This window comes from Variovorax rhizosphaerae, assembly GCF_037889975.1.
Lineage (GTDB): Bacteria > Pseudomonadota > Gammaproteobacteria > Burkholderiales > Burkholderiaceae_C > Variovorax > Variovorax rhizosphaerae.
Map to the genome: position 1 here is coordinate 259030 of NZ_JBBKZT010000004.1, position 17247 is coordinate 276276.

General features: G+C 60.6%; 13 protein-coding genes and 1 pseudogene. 8 read left to right on the forward strand and 6 right to left on the reverse strand.

Annotated features, from left to right (window positions below):
• Window positions 1–191: 191 nt before the first annotated feature.
• A complete protein-coding gene (locus WKW82_RS10445) occupies window positions 192–1340 on the reverse strand; it encodes a glycosyltransferase (RefSeq protein ID WP_340342218.1) in 1149 nt (382 codons plus the stop codon).
• Between the two features lie 10 nt (window positions 1341–1350).
• On the reverse strand, window positions 1351–2748 hold the full coding sequence (locus tag WKW82_RS10450; RefSeq protein WP_340342219.1) for a glycosyltransferase: 1398 nt from the start codon (window positions 2746–2748) through the stop codon (window positions 1351–1353).
• Between the two features lie 990 nt (window positions 2749–3738).
• Here WKW82_RS10450 and WKW82_RS10455 point away from each other — a divergent pair.
• From WKW82_RS10455 to WKW82_RS10490, 8 genes are read left to right on the forward strand one after another with little or no spacing between them, the layout of a single operon-like run.
• Window positions 3739–5763, forward strand: coding sequence for an FkbM family methyltransferase (locus WKW82_RS10455; protein WP_340342220.1), 2025 nt, complete (start codon window positions 3739–3741; stop codon window positions 5761–5763).
• Entirely contained in the window at window positions 5738–6907 is a 1170-nt protein-coding gene (locus WKW82_RS10460; protein WP_340342221.1) for a glycosyltransferase family 4 protein, read from the forward strand. The genes WKW82_RS10455 and WKW82_RS10460 overlap by 26 nt, the downstream gene beginning before the upstream one ends.
• A complete protein-coding gene (locus WKW82_RS10465) occupies window positions 6855–8297 on the forward strand; it encodes a glycosyltransferase (protein WP_340342222.1) in 1443 nt (480 codons plus the stop codon). The genes WKW82_RS10460 and WKW82_RS10465 overlap by 53 nt, the downstream gene beginning before the upstream one ends.
• Window positions 8294–8866 (forward strand): dTDP-4-dehydrorhamnose 3,5-epimerase family protein, encoded by a 573-nt coding sequence (locus WKW82_RS10470; RefSeq protein WP_340342223.1) that lies wholly within the window; start codon window positions 8294–8296, stop codon window positions 8864–8866. The genes WKW82_RS10465 and WKW82_RS10470 overlap by 4 nt, the downstream gene beginning before the upstream one ends.
• Window positions 8867–10093 (forward strand): methyltransferase domain-containing protein, encoded by a 1227-nt coding sequence (locus WKW82_RS10475; protein ID WP_340342224.1) that lies wholly within the window; start codon window positions 8867–8869, stop codon window positions 10091–10093.
• Window positions 10090–10932, forward strand: a complete 843-nt coding sequence (locus tag WKW82_RS10480; protein WP_340342225.1) for an NAD-dependent epimerase/dehydratase family protein — start codon at window positions 10090–10092, stop codon at window positions 10930–10932. The genes WKW82_RS10475 and WKW82_RS10480 overlap by 4 nt, the downstream gene beginning before the upstream one ends.
• Window positions 10929–11999, forward strand: a complete 1071-nt coding sequence (locus tag WKW82_RS10485) for a class I SAM-dependent methyltransferase (protein ID WP_340342226.1) — start codon at window positions 10929–10931, stop codon at window positions 11997–11999. Before WKW82_RS10480 ends, WKW82_RS10485 begins: the two co-directional genes overlap by 4 nt.
• Window positions 11989–12726, forward strand: a complete 738-nt coding sequence (locus WKW82_RS10490) for a cephalosporin hydroxylase family protein (protein ID WP_340342227.1) — start codon at window positions 11989–11991, stop codon at window positions 12724–12726. The genes WKW82_RS10485 and WKW82_RS10490 overlap by 11 nt, the downstream gene beginning before the upstream one ends.
• A gap of 97 nt (window positions 12727–12823) precedes the next feature.
• Here WKW82_RS10490 and WKW82_RS10495 read toward each other — a convergent pair whose 3' ends face one another.
• The 4 genes and pseudogenes from WKW82_RS10495 to WKW82_RS10510 all read right to left on the reverse strand — a co-directional run.
• On the reverse strand, window positions 12824–14350 hold the full coding sequence (locus WKW82_RS10495; protein ID WP_340342228.1) for a hypothetical protein: 1527 nt from the start codon (window positions 14348–14350) through the stop codon (window positions 12824–12826).
• A gap of 199 nt (window positions 14351–14549) precedes the next feature.
• On the reverse strand, window positions 14550–16127 hold the full coding sequence (locus WKW82_RS10500) for a hypothetical protein (protein ID WP_340342229.1): 1578 nt from the start codon (window positions 16125–16127) through the stop codon (window positions 14550–14552).
• Between the two features lie 8 nt (window positions 16128–16135).
• Complete coding sequence (locus WKW82_RS10505; RefSeq protein WP_340342230.1) at window positions 16136–16384, reverse strand: hypothetical protein; 249 nt, start codon at window positions 16382–16384, stop codon at window positions 16136–16138.
• 697 nt (window positions 16385–17081) lie between these two features.
• Window positions 17082–17234, reverse strand: a pseudogene (locus WKW82_RS10510) (IS66 family transposase); the annotation flags it as partial.
• Between the last annotated feature and the right edge of the window lie 13 nt (window positions 17235–17247).

The window sequence follows — 17247 nt, forward strand, 5'->3', positions numbered from 1 at the left end:
CTTGCTGAAACCGACGATGTGCTTGGTCTGTAAAGCTGGCTTCTTCTCATGTCCGCCATTTTCCAAGTTGACGGCCTCGACTTCGTTTTCGTCGTGGATGGGAGGGGCAAGTCACACGACGACAAGCTGCTGGTTCGGATCGGACACCTTCAGCGGACAGCTAAGACCAAGCCGAGGCTACCGAGTTTGCTTCAGACCACCACGTCCACTTCGCCCTGCAACTGCCGGAGCTGGGCCCATCTACGATAGAAATCGCCGTAGGCTCCCGCATCAGCTTCGGTAACAAGTGATTGGATGTTCTTGACCAACTCCTCCGCAAAGGGTTGCCAACGAAATCTGACGGCTTGCAATGCACCACGCTCGATCAGTTTGGTGCGCATCGCTGGCTCACGCACTCGTCGAAGAGCATTAGCCATCTCGGCAATCGATGTTCCGGAAATCATCAGGGCAGCGTCTCCGGCCACTTCTGCCAGCGATCCATGCGAAGTGCAGATGACAGGGCAGTGGGCTCCCATCGCTTCCGCGACAGGCAGGCCGAATCCTTCGTAGAGCGACGGGTAGACAAGGGCCGCCGCACCGCCGTAGGCCAAGGCGAGTTCGTCGTCATCGAGTCTGGCCTGGATGATCCTGGGCCGATCGGGGCTCAAGCCGGCATCGGGTGCAATTGGCTCACCGCCGACGCACAGCACGTCGAAGTCAGCGTTCATGCCCTGGATCGCGTCGAAGAAGAGGCTCGCGTTCTTGTAGTTGTTGGCTTGGACGCGAGAGCCCACGAATATGAAATAGGGCCTGTCCAGCCCCATGCGTCTTCGAAACTCGGCGATGGCACCTTCCTCTCGGGGCCTGAACACGGTCGGATCGATCCCGCAATAGGCGACCGATGTCTCGGCAGCGTCGAGTTCGGGATAGAAATGGAGCAGGTCCTTGCGCGTGTTGTTGGAAATGCACAGATGCCGCCGGGCGTGCAGGATGGCCAATTCCTTTTCGCGCCAGTCCCTGGCCGAAAGGTCGAATCCGAGCCGCTCTGGAATCATGTCGTAGACCAGCAGTAAGGACGGTGTTTCGGTTGGTGTGGTGTAGTAGGTCGAGGCGAAGGCCCGGGCACCGTAGTGACGGCAGACCTTTTCAAGCAATTGTGAATCGCCTGCGTTGTATCTGGACTTATAGCTTGGAAACGGAACGACTTCGACGCCATCGAGGTTGTCGTCGAAGCCACCTCTGTCCAGGAACACGATCGGCATGTCGAGCTTCTGCGCCAACAACGGAAGCACAGCTCGCCAGATGCGGGCGATACCTGACTGCGCAAGTTGGAAGAACACACCATCAATCACTAGCGCCATTGATATTTCCTCACGCGAGGTCGCGGCCGCGAGCGGCGGCGGCATGAGCGCGCAAAGCCCGTTGCGCCGCTGTGTAACGCCATTCCGGCGAGGCTAGTTCGGCTTCGCTGACGTCGACTGGCACGCTTGCCAACCTGCTCAATTCGTCCATGAAGTTTTCGTCCGACGACAGCAGCCAAGGCGAAAGAAGGTACCGACCGTGTCGCTTGGTGGCTTGCCGCGCCTCCACGATTCCGCGCGTGTTGGGCTGCGTCGACAAGCCCTCAGGGTTCACGAAGTAGACGACGTGAGGGTCGTTCACCTTGAAGAAAGTTTTTCCGGCCTTCGCGCAGCGCATCCAGAACTCATAGTCACCCGCTGACCGAAAAGTGGCGTCGAATAAGCCGACTTCGTCATGAACAGAGCTTCGCCACATCGGGGCGTTGTGTGGAGAGTTCGAGTGCATGAGGTTGTATGGCGTGACGACGGGGACCTGGCTCTTGAATCCGGCCGCTGCGCTTTTTGCGAAGGGTGCCATTCCCTCAAAAGAATAGTAGAAGTCTTGGTAAACGACGTCCACGAAAGGGAATTTTTCAAGGATCTCGGCTTGTCGCTCGAATGAGTCAACCCGACGAAGATCGTCCAAGTTGGTGTTAGTCAGATATTTGCCCTTCGACATCTGCACGCCGAGGTTCCAAGCCTCGTAGATACCAATTCTCGTCGCGGCCCGGTGATAAACGATATTTGGAAATCTCTCCATGTAGCGACTGATCGTTGCGCCTTCATTCTCTGGGGAGTCTGCATCGATGATGATCAGCTCGCAATGTGTTTCAAAAATGGTCTGCGACGTGATGTTCTCAAGGAATTGCTCAATGTAGTCGCCTCCGCGATAGAGGCTTGCAATGGCAGAAATAAGAATTCTTGGCTCACCTAGGTTTTTGTTCAGGCTTGCGTATCGCCTGGGTTCGAGGTGCGGGTAGTCGGTGCCAATCTCTTCGACTTTCTCCTGCCACGCCTTGACGCTGATGAGCTGATCCGTGCCCATCGATGTGATGATGGTTGGATCGTGGGTGGGCGGTTGCGCCGCTTCCATGAGCGCCTCGGTAGCGTGCTGGACAAACAGTTGCTGGACCAATTGGCTGCGGTTCAATTTTCGTCGACCCAGCATGTGGTCCCAATAAACGACCTCCGGAATAAGCGGGCTGCGGTCCAGCAGATATTCGTAAGCGAATTGGATAAAGCGGCCGTTCGACACATCTGGTAAGACGTTCGCGCGCTGCTGCACGCGCCGGGCTTCTTCCGAGCCTGCGATGGCCTCGACCATCACAGGAACGCTCATTCCATGGATGAGCACGGAATCGACCCAGTGGCGCCGCTCGTCCGGGCCCGGCACCCGCTCGAGAGCCAGGCGATAGAGATGCACCGCCACAGATTCGACTTCACTGGCACTGTGGGTTGTAGGAGGGTTCGGATGTGGGGCAGGAACAGGAGGCGGCGGTAGCGCTGGCTCTGGCGCAGGAGGCACTGCCAGCGCGGGCCCTCGCGCTAGCGCTGGCAATGAGGCCGCCTGGGTCGAAATGAACATGGCGTGATAGCCGTGTCCCAGCAGACGAACTAACCATTTTGGCAGGCGCCGAACGGCAGTCGACCTTCGTATCTGTTCAATCACGTAGCACCTTGTCTTGAGCGGCCGACAAAACGTTTGGGAGGCTCGCACGGGCAACGCCAAATGGCGTGAGAAAGCTTCCGAAATAATTGTGAACTAAGCTTAACAGAGCGCGTGATGGGTGTGCTCAGTCCGGTTTATGATCTCCGAGTCGCATGGTGCGGACGACGCTACGCGTTGGGATCGTGGGGATTGACATCACCCGAGATTGCCGGCTTCGTCGCCAAGCCCACCGATCCATCCCACCCAACCTCCGCAAGGCGAAGTGTTCCAGTCTTCAGTGAATCGATCCAAAGTCGCGACGATCCGTGTACCCATCGGGCCTTCTTGGCGCGAGGGCCTCATGAAGCGCCTTGTCCGCGACAGCGGCTGTCTATCGTGCCGATCTTTAACGACGTGGGCTATCTGATAGATGGGTTCAGCGGGTTGGCCGTCCTGGATCAGAAGGGCATCGAGGCCACTGCGGCGTTTGCCTGAGATATCTCGGAGCAGTTTGCGCAAGGCATCGCAAATCGCCCAGGTGGGCGTGCTCAGCGAGGCCGGATTGACAGGTCAGTCCATGGGCGACGCATTCCCGAGTTTCCCATTCCATTCCGAATACGGGCCACCTTTGTCCACGCCCTTAATTGAGGGACTGTATGCCGGCGAGCAAAATCGATCAATCTTGGCTGTTCGTGCGCAACCGGTCTTGAGAGAAATGAGGAAACCCTTGATCTATTGCGCCCCGCGCGTCCCCTGTTGCTGCAAGTTCTCATGACCGACGAAGCCCAGTCAATATCCTCCACTCCCTTCGTCTCATACGCTCAAAACTACGAAGACGTGATGCTTTGGCGCGCCCTGAGGCGGGTCGACCACGGCTTCTACATCGACGCGGGAGCGCAATCGCCCGAAACGGATTCTGTGACGAAGGCTTTCAGCCTGCTAGGTTGGCACGGGATCAACATCGAACCGCATCCCTACTATTTCGAGCAACTGCTCAATTTGCGGCCGCGTGACGTCAATTTAGGCGTCGCCGTCGGCGAGACCTCAGGCTCGCTGACGATGAATCTCATCGAGGGATCGGGCTTGTCAACTGCCAATGAGGCGTTTGCCGAACAGCATGCTGCTGCCGGCCATGCCATCCGGAAACATGAAGTGGACATGTTGACGCTGACGCAGGTGTGGGAACAGCACGTGCCGATGGGGCAGCCGGTTCACTTCCTCAAGGTTGACGTTGAGGGCTTCGAGCGATCCGTGCTGGCAGGTAATGATTGGGTGCGCCATCGTCCCTGGATTGTGCTGGTTGAAGCCACGCTGCCGAATACGCAAATCGAGTCCCACGAGGAGTGGGAGCCGATCCTCGAGAATGCGGGTTACAGGTTCGTCTATGCGGACGGCCTCAATCGCTTCTACGTCGCATTCGAACACACCGAGCTTGCCGAGGCCTTCAAGTATCCGCCAAACGTATTCGACGGCTTTTCGACGGTCCTCGAAGCATCCCTGCGCGAAGGCGAGTTGGCGCTGCGGAAGGACTTGGATGCGACCCAAAGTGCACTCCAGCAAGCCAACGAAGGCGTCGCCGTGCTTGTGCAAGGCATTGATGCAGAACGGAACGCACTGCTGCAAGCTAACGAACGCATCACTGTGCTTGTGCAGGGCCTTGATGCAGAACGGAACGCAGGGCAACAAGCTAACGAACGCATCGCTGCGCTTTCGCAAAGCCTTGACGCAGAACGAAACGCACTGCTGCAAGCTAACGAACGCGTCGCCGTGCTTGTGCAGAGCCTTGATGAAGAACGAAACGCACGGCAGCAAGCCCAAGCTGCGCTGCAACAAGCCGAAGTCCAAGTCTCCGATCTGTCGCGAGAAGTTGTTGCGCTCGAGCGGAGCCTGTATGAATCGAATCGTCGAATCGAGCATGCAGAGGTGAGCTTGATTCAAGCGCACGAGAGAGCGGCGACACTCCAGGCCGAGACTGTGGCCTTGGGGCATGAGGTCGCCGAGCGCCAAGAGATGTTGGAACGAGTGAACCGACATGCCAGTGTCGTGGAAACACAGCGAGACGAAGCCTTGCGGCAGCGAGACGCCATCACCCAGCAGCGAGATGCCATCACCCAGCAGCGAGATGCCATCGTTCAGTCAGTATGGTGGCGCATCACGAGCCCGGGCAGGAAATTGATGACAGCTGTTCCCTTGTCCGTGCGGCGATCGATTCGTCGTTGCGCAAAGGGGGCTTGGTGGCTGGTAACGCCCTGGCGCATTCCGGCAAGGATTCGCTTCTTGCGTGACCGTGGCCGTGCGCTGGAAGCGGACGCCAACGCCAGCGCATTGAACTTGTACCCAAGTTCGGCGTCCGGCCAGGCCGCTCCGCCAATTGAGCCGCTTCCGAGCGAACTCACCGATCGCACGGTCGCCGCTCGCTGGTGCATGTCACTTTTGCGTTCGCAGCCGGAGCTCCGGGCCCGTTTTCCGCGCGCTCTGACTCGACCGAAGGATGGATTCATTGACTGGTTGCGCCAGGAAGGGGGCAATCATTTCGGCCTCTCGCAATCATCCAGGTCGCTGGTCGTGGATGTTCTGCAAGAAGGCTTTGGAGCCAGGGCCCGCCAGTACTATCTGGGCCGCTCGGATGTGCGTTCGCTGGTTCCGGATGGACTCAGCCCGGGCGGCTTGGGCGGGCTGTATCGCTGGTTCGTGCTGTACGGATGTGCTGAAGGCCAAATATCTCCCGAGGAAGTGCTCTGGCTCGCCATGGAGGTTTCGGAGGAGACGGATGAACGAGAAAAGCAAGGTGGCTGACCGGCGTCCACGCCTCGCCTTGGACGCGTACGTTCTGGCGCAAGGCATCAAGACCGGCGTGTACCGGGTCTGTGACGAACTGTTCCCGCTTCTGATGTCCAGCGAGCACTTGGACAGCCGCATGTACATTCTTCCGCACGATGCGGTCCAGGCTTCTGGATTGAAAGGGCGGTTCAAAGCCCGGCTTTCGGCACACCAAGACGTCTCGCCGGACAATGCCGACTTGCTGTTATCACCGTTTGGTGTGCCACCTGACGACTGGGTGCTCAACCGTCATGTGCTTCATGCCCACGTGGTCTACGACTTGATCGCCGTGGAGCACCCCGAGTATTTCTCGGCAGAAGGTGCTGCAGAGGTCCGGCGCATCATGGACGGCCTGCGCGAGGACACCACGATCTTCGCCATCTCCGAATTCACGAAGCAGGATCTGCTGGCATACAGGCCCGATCTCCGCCCTGAGCAGGTGACGGTCATTCCGTTGGCTGCCGGTGCGCGCTTTCGACATTGCGCTGATGCAGCTCAACGTGTTGCGGCTCGGGCGAAATACGGCATTCCGCAAGACGTCCCCTATGTGATGAGTCTCGCCACGCTCGAGATTCGCAAGAACCTGGATCAGGTCGTCCACGCATTCCTCATGCACTTGAATGAGGATCCGCAGAGCGACCTGCATTTGGTGTTGTCGGGGATGTCCGGTTGGAAACTCGACCATTTGCAAAAAGCGCTCGCGGTCGCTGAACGCTGGCGCCATCGCATCGTCTTGACCGGATTCGTTGAGGATGCTGATCTGTCCGCTCTCTACAGCGATGCAGTTTGCTTCGTCTATTTGTCGCGCTATGAAGGGTTTGGCCTTCCGCCTTTGGAGGCGATGGCCTGCGGCACACCAGTCATCTGCTCGGACAACTCTTCGTTGCCTGAGGTGGTGGGCCAGGCTGGGTTGCTGTTCAATGCCGATGATGTCGAGGGCGTCGCCGGTGCCATGCATCGCCTGTTGAGGTCGCCGGGCTTGCGGCAAGAACTGGCGCAGGCCGGATTTGCGCGCGCTCGCACTTTCAGTTGGGAGCGCTGTGCGGCGATCGTGGAACAGACGCTGCTTGACGCTCACGCTGCGCGACGCGCATCCCTCGGCGAGGTGCCTCGCGATTGAGTTCGACACCTGGACGCCAATTGTGGAGCGCAGCATGACAAGGCCACCCGACCACACCATCACGATCGTCATTCCGACTTTCAATCGGCGATCGCTTCTGCAGAAGGCGGTCGAGAGCGTGCTCGAAGAGCGGCGAGTCCCAATTGTTCTCCATGTCTTCGACAATGCCTCGGACGACGAAACGGAGGCTTACGTTCGAGCACTGGCCCGACAGGATCCTCGGGTTGCCTATACGCGCAGGCCGGAAAATATCGGTGCGACTGCCAATTACGCGCAGGCGCTCGCCAGCATCGAAACCGACTATTTCGTACCGTTGGCCGACGACGACTGGCTGCTGCCGGATTTTCTGCACGATGCCCACCAATTGCTGGAAGCCACGCCAGAGTTGGGCGCGGCCGTGTTCGTGACGGAGGCGCGCAACGCGCAGGGCCAGGTTCTGACCACCTATCCGACCGCGCTGGACCAGATTCGATACGGTGAACTGCAGCCGCGCGAGCATCTCGAGGACTGGCTGCGCTATGGCCATTACGCCTGGAGCTCGATTCTCTGGCGCACGAAGACGCTCGAATGCGTCGGAGAGCCCTATCTGCACGTCGGGCTTCCGAGCGACGTGGACTTCCAGGCCCAGATCTTCTGCCACTACCCGGTGTACCTGACTCGTCAGACCGGCGCCGTTTATTCGCTGCACGACTTCCAGGCGAGCGGTGGCTACGACGTCTCTCACACACCTTCGTGGGCGCATCTGTTCAGGCGACTCGATCGCGAAATTGCAAGAGAAAGGATTTTCAGCCGCGAGGCTTACCTGCCCCTGCGAGAAATAGCGGAACAGCGCTATCGGATCTGCTGGACGGCGCCAGCAAGAAAGCCTTGGTCCGTCGCAAGCCGCGCTACGGCCGCATGCCTGGCCGGCTTTCGGCTCGGCGACTGGGAGACCGCTTTTTCGCTGGTGGACGACGTTCCAGGCTTGGCCGGCGGTTCGCCCTCGACGGGATTCGATCCGACCGTCGTGCGTTTGCCTCCGATCGGCGGGCGCACGTTGCCTGCGCATCCGGTGTCGGGCGGCGCAGCCACGGAACTGGTCGTCGCTGCGCTGGGCTGGATGAAGCAGGCCGTGCAAACGGTTGCCGGGCTCGAGCAGGAGAAACTGCGCGTCGAGCAGGAGAGGTCCAAGCTCGAGCAGGACAACGCACGACTGCAAGACGAGAACGCTCAACTGCGGCAGACGCTGTCCGCGGCCAGCGAGAGGAAAGCACAGGCCGAACTGATGGCTGAAACAAGCAACCAGCAACGCGCCAGCGCCGAGGCGCAACTGGAGGCCCTGGGCAACCATCCCTTGCTGAGGGCAATGAAAGGCCTGGGTCTTCTCCGTTGGTCGAAGACGAGCGGATGAACGTGACGTCGACTGCTGCGCGCTTCAGCATTGCCGAGACGACGTTGGACGGACTCGTCTGCATTCAGCGAAAGCAGCAGGAGGATGTGCGAGGTTTCTTCAGCCGGTTCTTCTGCGCCGACGAACTGCGTGCCGCAGGCTTCCGCGACCCCATCCAGCAGATCAATCACACGCTCACGCGACGTCGCGGCTCGGTGCGCGGATTTCATTTCCAGCGTCCGCCCCATGCGGAAACCAAGTTTGTCAGCTGCATCCGCGGCGAGGTTTTTGATGTGGCGGTCGATCTCCGAAGAGGCTCAGGCACTTTTCTTCGATGGCACGGCCAACGCCTGAGCGCGGACAACCATTGCAGCTTGCTGATCCCCAAGGGCTTCGCACATGGCTTCCAGGCCCTGAGCGACGATGCCGAATTGGTTTATCTCCATTCGGAACCCTACAACCCGATGGCCGAAGGTGCGCTCAACGTGCTTGACCCGGCGCTTGCGGTCGCTTGGCCGCTGCCATTGGGCGACCTCTCCGAGCGCGATGCCAATCATCCTTACCTCACAACTGATTTCGGTGGTATCTAGATGAAGTGTCGCCATTGCCATGCAGAGTTGAAGCTCCAGTTCATGGATCTCGGCTCCTCGCCCCCATCGAACGCCTACCTCAGTGCGGCGCAACTCGCGGTCCCGGAGAAGTGGTACCCGTTGCGCGTGCTCACTTGCACCGAATGCTGGCTCGTGCAAACCGACGACTGCGCACACTATGCCGAACTTTTCTCGGACGACTATGCCTACTTCAGCTCCTTTTCGACCAGCTGGCTGATCCACAGCCGTCGCTACGTCGAGTCGGTGACGCAACGCTTCGCGCTGTCTGCGGCTTCGCACGTGGTGGAGGTCGCGGCCAACGACGGCTACCTGTTGCAGTATGTCAAACAGGCCGGCATCCCCTGCACCGGTATCGAGCCGACGTCGAGCACTGCACGTGCGGCGAGGGCCAGGGAACTGGACATCGTCGAAGAGTTCTTTGGCGTGGCGCTGGCCGAGCGCCTGCTTGCCCAAGGCAAGGCCGCCGATCTGATGGTGGCCAACAACGTGCTCGCGCACGTGCCCGACATCAATGACTTCGTGGCCGGCTTTGCTCGCCTCCTCAAGCCGAACGGCGTGGCGACCTTCGAATTTCCCCATCTGACGCAACTGGTGGCCAAATGTCTGTTCGACACAATCTATCACGAACATTTCTCGTACCTGTCACTGACGGTGGTTCGACGGATCTTCGAGGCCAACGGACTCGAAGTCTTCGATGTCGATCAGCTCGACACGCAGGGTGGAAGCCTGCGGGTGTTTGCGCAGCGCCGGGATACGGGTCAGCATGCCGTAGAGAACACGGTCGCCAAATTGCTTCAGGACGAGGCGCGGGCGGGCATCGGTTCGGCCACCTACTATGCGGATTTCCAGAGCCGCGCTGACGACGTCCGTGACGGCCTCATGGCCTTCCTGATCGAGGCACGTCGTGAAGGCAAACGTGTCGGTGCCTACGGCGCGGCTGCCAAGGGCAACACCTTGTTGAACTATGCCGGCGTTCGACCCACGTTGCTGCCTTGGGTGGTCGACCGCAATCCCGCCAAGCTATCGCAATACATGCCAGGCAGCCGAATTCCGATCGTCGAGGAATGGCGGTTGAAGCACGAGCGCCCTGACTTCGTTCTGATCCTCCCCTGGAACCTGAAGACCGAGGTCTTGCAGCAACTCGCCTATATCCGAGACTGGGGCGGTCAGTTCGTGTGCGCCGTGCCGAGGATCGAAGTTCTATGAGGATCGCGGTCACCGGCGCCAGCGGGTTCATCGGGCGGCATGTCCTGCAGGCGCTGGTGTCGCGCAAGGGCGTCGAGGCGATCGCCGTGTCTCGCACCGCGCCGGGTGACTGGCTGCCCCTGGGCGTGCGGCAGGTCGCGCTCGACATGGCGGCGCTCCCGACCGATCCTTTTGACGTCATCGGCCGGCCCGACGCGGTCATTCACCTGGCTTGGGGCGGTCTCCCCAACTACATGTCGCGCGGCCACTACGAGGTTCAGCTTCCCCTGCAATATCGCTTCCTCCAACGACTGGTCGATGGCGGACTCTCGTCCCTGATATGCACAGGCACCTGCCTCGAATACGGAATGCGCTCGGGTGAGCTCCAGGAGTTCTTGCCTACCGACCCGCGCAACCCGTACGGATTTGCGAAGGACGCATTGCGCCGGCAACTCGAATTCCTTGCCGTCGAGCGTGGCCTCCGGTTGGGTTGGGCTCGCTTGTTCTACATGTATGGCGATGGCCAGGCCGCCGGCTCCCTGTACAGCCAGTTCCTGGCTGCCGGCGCTGCGGGTGCGTCGGAGTTTCCCATGTCCGGCGGAGAGCAACTGCGCGACTTCCTCCATGTCGCCGAAGTTGCCCGATCCTTGGTGGCGTTGGCGTGTGACGCGCCGGGCCCGTGGGTCGTGAACGTCTGCTCCGGCCGACCCACCTCGGTGCGGCGCCTGGTCGAAGGCTGGCTGGAAGAGCGTGGCTGGTCGATGAAGCTCGCGCTGGGCCGGTATCCCTATCCGAACTATGAACCGATGGCCTTTTGGGGCTCGAACGCCAGGCTGACCCAATTGCTGGGGCGTGCGTGAAGCAGTACGAGCTTCTGCGTATCGTCGATCTGCCCGTGCTGCAGAACAGGGTGTACGCCAGCGCGGAGTCGGCGCGGAACTCGCCGCGTGGAGACATGGCGCTGGTCCAGGACGCAGGCAGTGGCCTGATATTCAATGCCGCATTCGACCCGGACCTGCTGAGCTATGACGAGGACTACCAGAACGAACAAGCATGCTCACCGGTCTTCCAGCAGCATCTCGAAAATGTGCTGGCCATCATTCGCCGGCATTTCGATACGCCGTCCTTGCTCGAGGTCGGCTGCGGCAAGGGCTACTTCCTCGAGCATCTGCGTCACGCGGGCTACCGGGCGATCGGCATCGATCCGGCGTACGAGGGCGCGAGCCCACACGTGATCAAGGCGCCGTTCTCGTCCGCGCTGGGTCTGAGCGCCGACGCGATCGTGCTGCGGCATGTCCTCGAGCACATTCAGGGCCCGATGCATTTTCTTCGTGCGATCGCTCGGGCGAACGGAGGCCGAGGCAAGATCTACATTGAGGTTCCGTGCTTCGACTGGATCCGTGAGCGGCATGCCTGGTTCGATATCTTCTACGAACATGTCAACTACTTCCGGGCTTCTGACTTCCGGCGCATGTTCGGGAACATTCTCGAGCAGGGGCACACGTTCAACGGCCAGTATCTGTACGTCGTTGCCGACCTCTCATCGTTGCGAGACCCGAGCGCCATCCCTGCCGCGTCCGCCGAGCTGCCAGTGGACTTCCTCGCAGGCATCGTCCGCAGCACCGCGCTGGCGCGCCGCACGCCGGGTTGCAAGGCGATCTGGGGCGGCTCGTCGAAGGGCGTGATCTTTGCGCATCACATGCAGCGTGCGGGGGTCGACTTCGAATGTGCAATCGACATCAATCCGGTCAAGCAAGACCGTTTCATGGCGGGGACCGGGTTGAAGATCGTGTCACCGGAGACCGCATTTCGAACGCTGTCCTTCGGCGCACTGGTCTTCGTGATGAATTCCAATTATTTTGAAGAGATCGCCGCGCTCTCCAGGGACCGGTTTTGCCTCGTGAAGGGGGATCAGCATGAAGTTTGAAGATGAAGTGGCGGGGCGTATCGGTGCCAATGGCAAGAACGCCAAGCTGCAATCCGACGCACGGGCGTTGATGGACTCGTCCATCCGGGCCGGCTATTCATATAACTTTTCCTGGCTGGGACGCCCGATCATTCAATATCCCCAGGACATCGTCGCGATGCAGGAGATCATCTGGCGCGTCCAGCCCGACCTGATCATCGAAACCGGCATCGCGCACGGTGGATCGCTCGTCTTCTCCGCGGCAATGCTGGAACTGAATGCCGCCTGCGGCGGCCCCAACGACGCCAAGGTTCTCGGTATCGACATCGACATTCGCGCACACAATCGCGCCGCGATCGAGGCGCATCCGATGTTCAAGCGCATTTCGATGATCGAGGGGTCCAGCGTCGCCACCGAGGTCGTCGAGGAAGTCCGTCGCCACGCGGCGGGCAAGTGCAGCGTCCTGGTTTGCCTCGACAGCAATCACACCCATGCGCACGTTCTTGCCGAATTGCGTGCCTATGCGCCTTTGGTGACGATCGGCAGCTACTGCGTGGTCTTCGATACCATCGTCGAAGATCTGCCCTCCGACTTGTTTCCCGACCGTCCCTGGGGCCCAGGCGACAACCCGAAGACTGCAGTGGCCGAGTTCATGGCATCGACCTCCGACTTCGAGATCGATCGCCAGAGGGATGACCAGTTGCTGATCAGCGTCGCGCCGACCGGATACCTCAAGCGGACACGTTAGCCGGGGGGGCCGAAGGTCGGTACGGTTGGAGTGGAGTCGATCGATGGCCGCCATGCCTCCGACGTTCAGACGCTGACCACGAGCTGGCCGAAGCAGGCTATTTCCGCTTGAGCACCAGCACCTGACCGCGGTAGTAGCCGCTATCGATGGTCGCCACGACCTCGAAAGCGCCAGAGTCGCGAACAGAAGCCCCAATCTCCTTGAGCACGCCGGTGCTGGCTGGCCACGGCAGCGGCAGCTCGCTGTCATCCGAGAACAGGATCGCCAAGTCAGCGCGCGCCATCGCGGCGCGGTGGTCTGCCAAGTCGGCATTCAAGTAGAGCTGTTCCATCACCGGTGCCTGCATCCCGCGCCGACGTAGCTCGAACGCCAGATTGTCGAGATTCAGGTACTGGGCGATGACCGGGAAATAGAGCCGGTGCTGGCCGAGATCAGGAATTGCCGCGATAGCGTCCGCCGTCTGCAGGTAGATTCTGGTGAAGTTCTGCGCTTGGATCGGCGGCACCGGGGCGCCAAAGAGCCTCAGTGCGACAGGTCGCCAGGTAACAACCGAGAACGCGAACAGCCCGGCCGCGGCCGCGATCGCCACGCGGCGTGGCATCCGCTGAGCCAAGGCCACCGTCACAAGCGCGACGATGCCCAGCATGAAGGCGGGGACCACCACACCGATGAACGGGCTTTTCATGGAGGGCACCGTCACGCCGAGATAGGCGACCAGGGCGACCGCCAGTACAGCCACCGCCGCGCGCCAAGTCCTGAACAAGATCGGCAGCGACACGACCAACAGACTGGTGCCAAGCGCGAGCCACGGCGTGCCGATGGCCACCTTCCCGCCCGGGCCGGTCAGGTAGTACAAGGCTGGATTCGGCGTCGCGGCGTTCTTTGCCCAAATGCTGGCTTGAGACCCGAAGGCGTTTGACCAGATGTATGCGAACAGGCTGGGCAACACTGCGGCGTAGTAGGGCAGAACCAGCAGTACGCCGATGCCGCCGCAGATCAAAGCCAGCCGCGCTATGGCCTTGGCGTGCTCCCTTTGCGAGGCCATGGCGGCAACAGCTGCCGCTGCGAACACCACCGCGGTAATGGGGGCCAGCGTTGGCTTCGTCAGGAGGGCGCCGACGAACAGGGCCGACGAGACAGCCAACATCTTGCGATCACCCGCGCGCCAGCGCGGATCCGCGGCGATCGTGAGCGCGCCTACGGTCGTGAGGAGCGCACACAACATGTCGGGGCGAAACTCCAACACCAAGAGGCCGAAGAGCGGGAAGCCAAGGAGCGCCGCCGCCAGCAGCGTCGAAATGCCGAGGCTCAGCGAGCGCGTTGCAAAGCCAAGGAACAGGCGCAGGATGAGAGTCAGGGGCACCGCGTTCATGGCATCTGCGGCCCAAGGGTGGGGGCCCAACAGGCCGAAGCCCATCAGTGCAAGCAGCGTCTGCAGCGGTGCGTGAGGCGGGTTCACCCAGAAGCCAGCGAGCAACGCACGGCCGCCATGTCGATACAGGACATCCAACCGCGCGAGGGCGTCGTTGAAGTAGCCTACGTCGTCGTAGGTGACAGGAAGCGACAATGAACCGCTGTGCAGCGATGATTGAATTTGAAAGGCGGTGAACAGGGTGGCGAGCATGCTCGCCAAAAGCCAATTCGCGCGTGCTGCCTGCGCCTCTGTCACGCCGCGTTGACCACGCAAGGACCGAGATCGCAAGGCGCCAATGGATTGGCGGCGACGTACCCCGGAAATACAAGGAGCGCCACGGCCACAGCCATTACGGCATTGATCTTCACTATTCTCATGGCCGCAGATTGTGGCAGAGCTCGCATGATTTCTATTGCTGCGCGCCGTTGCGCACGAACATCCAGACCGAGCGAAGATTCTTGTCGGTATACAGCGGCCGTCCCTTGAAATCGGCTCGCGCGCGCAGCGTGTCCAGCAGCCGCCCTTGCAATCGCACGCCGGGGAAGTCGTATCCCAATGACTGGCCCACCATGCCGGCCTCGGCCAATATGATCAGATCCATTGACGAAATGCTTTGCTCGAATGGTTCCCACGTTTCCCAAGGCGCTCCAATGATTTTCCATTCAATACCCTGGCGACGGCTCATGAACTCGACCGTGCCGGAATAGACTGGCCCTGGCGCCGTGACCAAGGCGCTCCCGCCCGGCTTGGCTCGCATGGCATCGAGCACCTGCGGAAGGACGGCATATGTTGCCTCGTTGATCGATGCGATCGAAGAATCATTGCGGTTGACTGCGCTGCGCGGCACCCAGCATGTGATGAAGACCAGCGCGCCAATCAACAATGCAATTCGTCCGCGCACGCGCGATCGCATCACGATAAAGGCCAAGCACCAAGTTGAAGAGGCAATGATCGCGCCGTACAGAAAGCTGCCGACCATGGGCGACTTGACTGGACTCAGCGTCACGATCAGGTAGGCAGTCAGCGTCGCGGCCGCCAGCCCGGCCATGGTGCACAACGCTTTCGCATCCTTGGTGAGGGCCGCCCACGTCAGGCTAAGGACGAACAGCGGCACGCTGGCGTACCAGACCCATCCCAACACAGGGGTGCCGGCGCCCTTGTTGAGGTAATAGCTGATGTGGCCCCAAGCAGAGGTCTGCGTGCGCCACACACTTCCAGGCGCCATCACGTCGCGGATTTGGGCCAAGATGGCTGGCCCGCCCGTGAGAAGGTAGGGCAAGAGAACGCAAGCCGCACCCAGACTCAGCACAGCCACTGCTCGCATCGCCGCGCGCGGTGACCGTGGCGACTGCACCCACACCCTAAGGCAAAGACTCACCGCCAAACCAGCTGCCAGCATCAGTGCGGCAGCTGGTGCCGCCGTGGGCTTGGCGATGATCGAAGCGCCGACCAGCAATCCCAGCGCGAACAGGCGGGAAGCCTTCATCTGAACGATGTTGGCACTCACCAACAGTAACGCGGTAAACCCCACCATCAAGCCCCAGACGGGGTCAGGTCGAAACTCCGACAGCACGGTACCGAACAAGGGTACCGCAAGCAGACTTACCAGAACACCAGACCGCTTCCACGGCTCCAATTCGCGCAGGGCCAGCCATCCCAGCAGCACCACGAACAGCAGCCACCCGGAGCTGAGAACATACGGGCCCCAATCGGCGCCGGCGCTGAGCATCAATCCGAAAAGTCCGGTCAGGGCTGTGAATGGGGCGTGCGGCGGATTGAAGATAAAAAAGTCGGCGAGGCAGCGAAAGATGCCGACGCGATCCAGTAGTTCCAGCCGCGTCTGCCCATCGTTCAGGTAGTAGACATCGTCGTAGATCGGAACACTCGACAAACGCCCAACGCGCAGCACATAACTCATGACGCCGACGATATGAAACAGGCAGAAGCCGAGCAGGACGTAGAGCGCAGAAGGTATGGACCGATTCATTGAAGAGCTCACGATAAAAAGGGGCGCGATTCGAAGAGTTTCAAGGCGCTGATCTTTTTTGGAAAAAGCGTCAAGCGCTCAGGGGAAATGACAGAAAAAATAGCTGATCTTTGAATACGGAAGCCGCCGAAACCCGCGCGGATGCTCACTTCTCGCACCGGCCTGTCACCACGGAAATCTTCGTTGCTTTGCGCGCACGGACGCAGTTCGCCATTGCGCTCATGGATTGCCACGCGTCGAAAGTGAATTGAAAGCATAGGCTATCCGGCGACGCGAAGCCACGGGCCCAAAAGGACCAGGACGCGCAGCTTTTGCGGAATACTTTCCAAAATGCGGAATAGATTCCATGGCGTCGTAGCTATGGTGGCCGTAAACGGGGCCAAGGGCAGACGAGCGCTTCATAGGCGGAAGGCTTGTCTTGCGCGTCTGCGCCCATGACTCGCACACCGTAGAGAAATCGAATTTACGGTAATCGTATCGGTGCTGAAAATTGACACGGTGGCAGGCTTGGGTTTCCGTCGTTTACGTTTAGTTGACAATCTTAACCGCCCAGCGGCGCGGGCCGCCCCAGCCCCAGCATGTCAAAGGGCGCGCGTGAGACTGGCTGCACTGCCCAAAGCATCTGGACTTGGGCGGTTCAAGCCGCTGCTACGGCCTGGTTCGCCGCCACGGGCGAGAAGACTCTTCGGGTCTACGAACTGTGAGTGCGAACCAAGCCACGCTTCCCGTCCATGCAATGTGCCGCGTGCCCAAGTTCTCTGCGAGTGGTACTGCGCTCTGCTCGTCGAGCGCTGTCGAGGCATTCGATCGATGGCGCGGTTCGGGTGGAGCGAATCCGGGCGATCTGCGCGGAATCCGACGCTACCTGCGAAGGCGTCGTCGGCGCGCAACGACTACGGTGACTGGTCTCCCCAACACACATCGTCGAGCGCCACATCACCGCCACAGGCATCGGCCGCTGTAGTTCGCAAGGTGTGCCTGGGGATGCTCACCCCTGCGGTTGGGCGAGTAGCGATGCCAGGCCGCGGGCGGTTTTGTGTTCCCGGCCGGCAGGTCGTCTCGCACATAGACCCACAGGCGCCCGATCTCGGTACGGCCACGGCCGGGGATCGAGCACCGG

Bases quoted from the DNA above. Each gene is read 5' to 3' on its own strand.
- WKW82_RS10445 (WP_340342218.1), bottom strand. From the start codon at position 1,340: ATGGCGCTAGTGATTGATGGTGTGTTCTTCCAACTTGCGCAGTCAGGT.
- WKW82_RS10455 (WP_340342220.1), top strand. From the start codon at position 3,739: ATGACCGACGAAGCCCAGTCAATATCCTCCACTCCCTTCGTCTCATAC.
- WKW82_RS10460 (WP_340342221.1), top strand. From the start codon at position 5,738: ATGAACGAGAAAAGCAAGGTGGCTGACCGGCGTCCACGCCTCGCCTTG.
- WKW82_RS10470 (WP_340342223.1), top strand. From the start codon at position 8,294: ATGAACGTGACGTCGACTGCTGCGCGCTTCAGCATTGCCGAGACGACG.
- WKW82_RS10475 (WP_340342224.1), top strand. From the start codon at position 8,867: ATGAAGTGTCGCCATTGCCATGCAGAGTTGAAGCTCCAGTTCATGGAT.
- WKW82_RS10480 (WP_340342225.1), top strand. From the start codon at position 10,090: ATGAGGATCGCGGTCACCGGCGCCAGCGGGTTCATCGGGCGGCATGTC.
- WKW82_RS10490 (WP_340342227.1), top strand. From the start codon at position 11,989: ATGAAGTTTGAAGATGAAGTGGCGGGGCGTATCGGTGCCAATGGCAAG.
- WKW82_RS10495 (WP_340342228.1), bottom strand. From the start codon at position 14,350: ATGCTCGCCACCCTGTTCACCGCCTTTCAAATTCAATCATCGCTGCAC.
- WKW82_RS10500 (WP_340342229.1), bottom strand. From the start codon at position 16,127: ATGAATCGGTCCATACCTTCTGCGCTCTACGTCCTGCTCGGCTTCTGC.
- WKW82_RS10505 (WP_340342230.1), bottom strand. From the start codon at position 16,384: ATGCTTTCAATTCACTTTCGACGCGTGGCAATCCATGAGCGCAATGGC.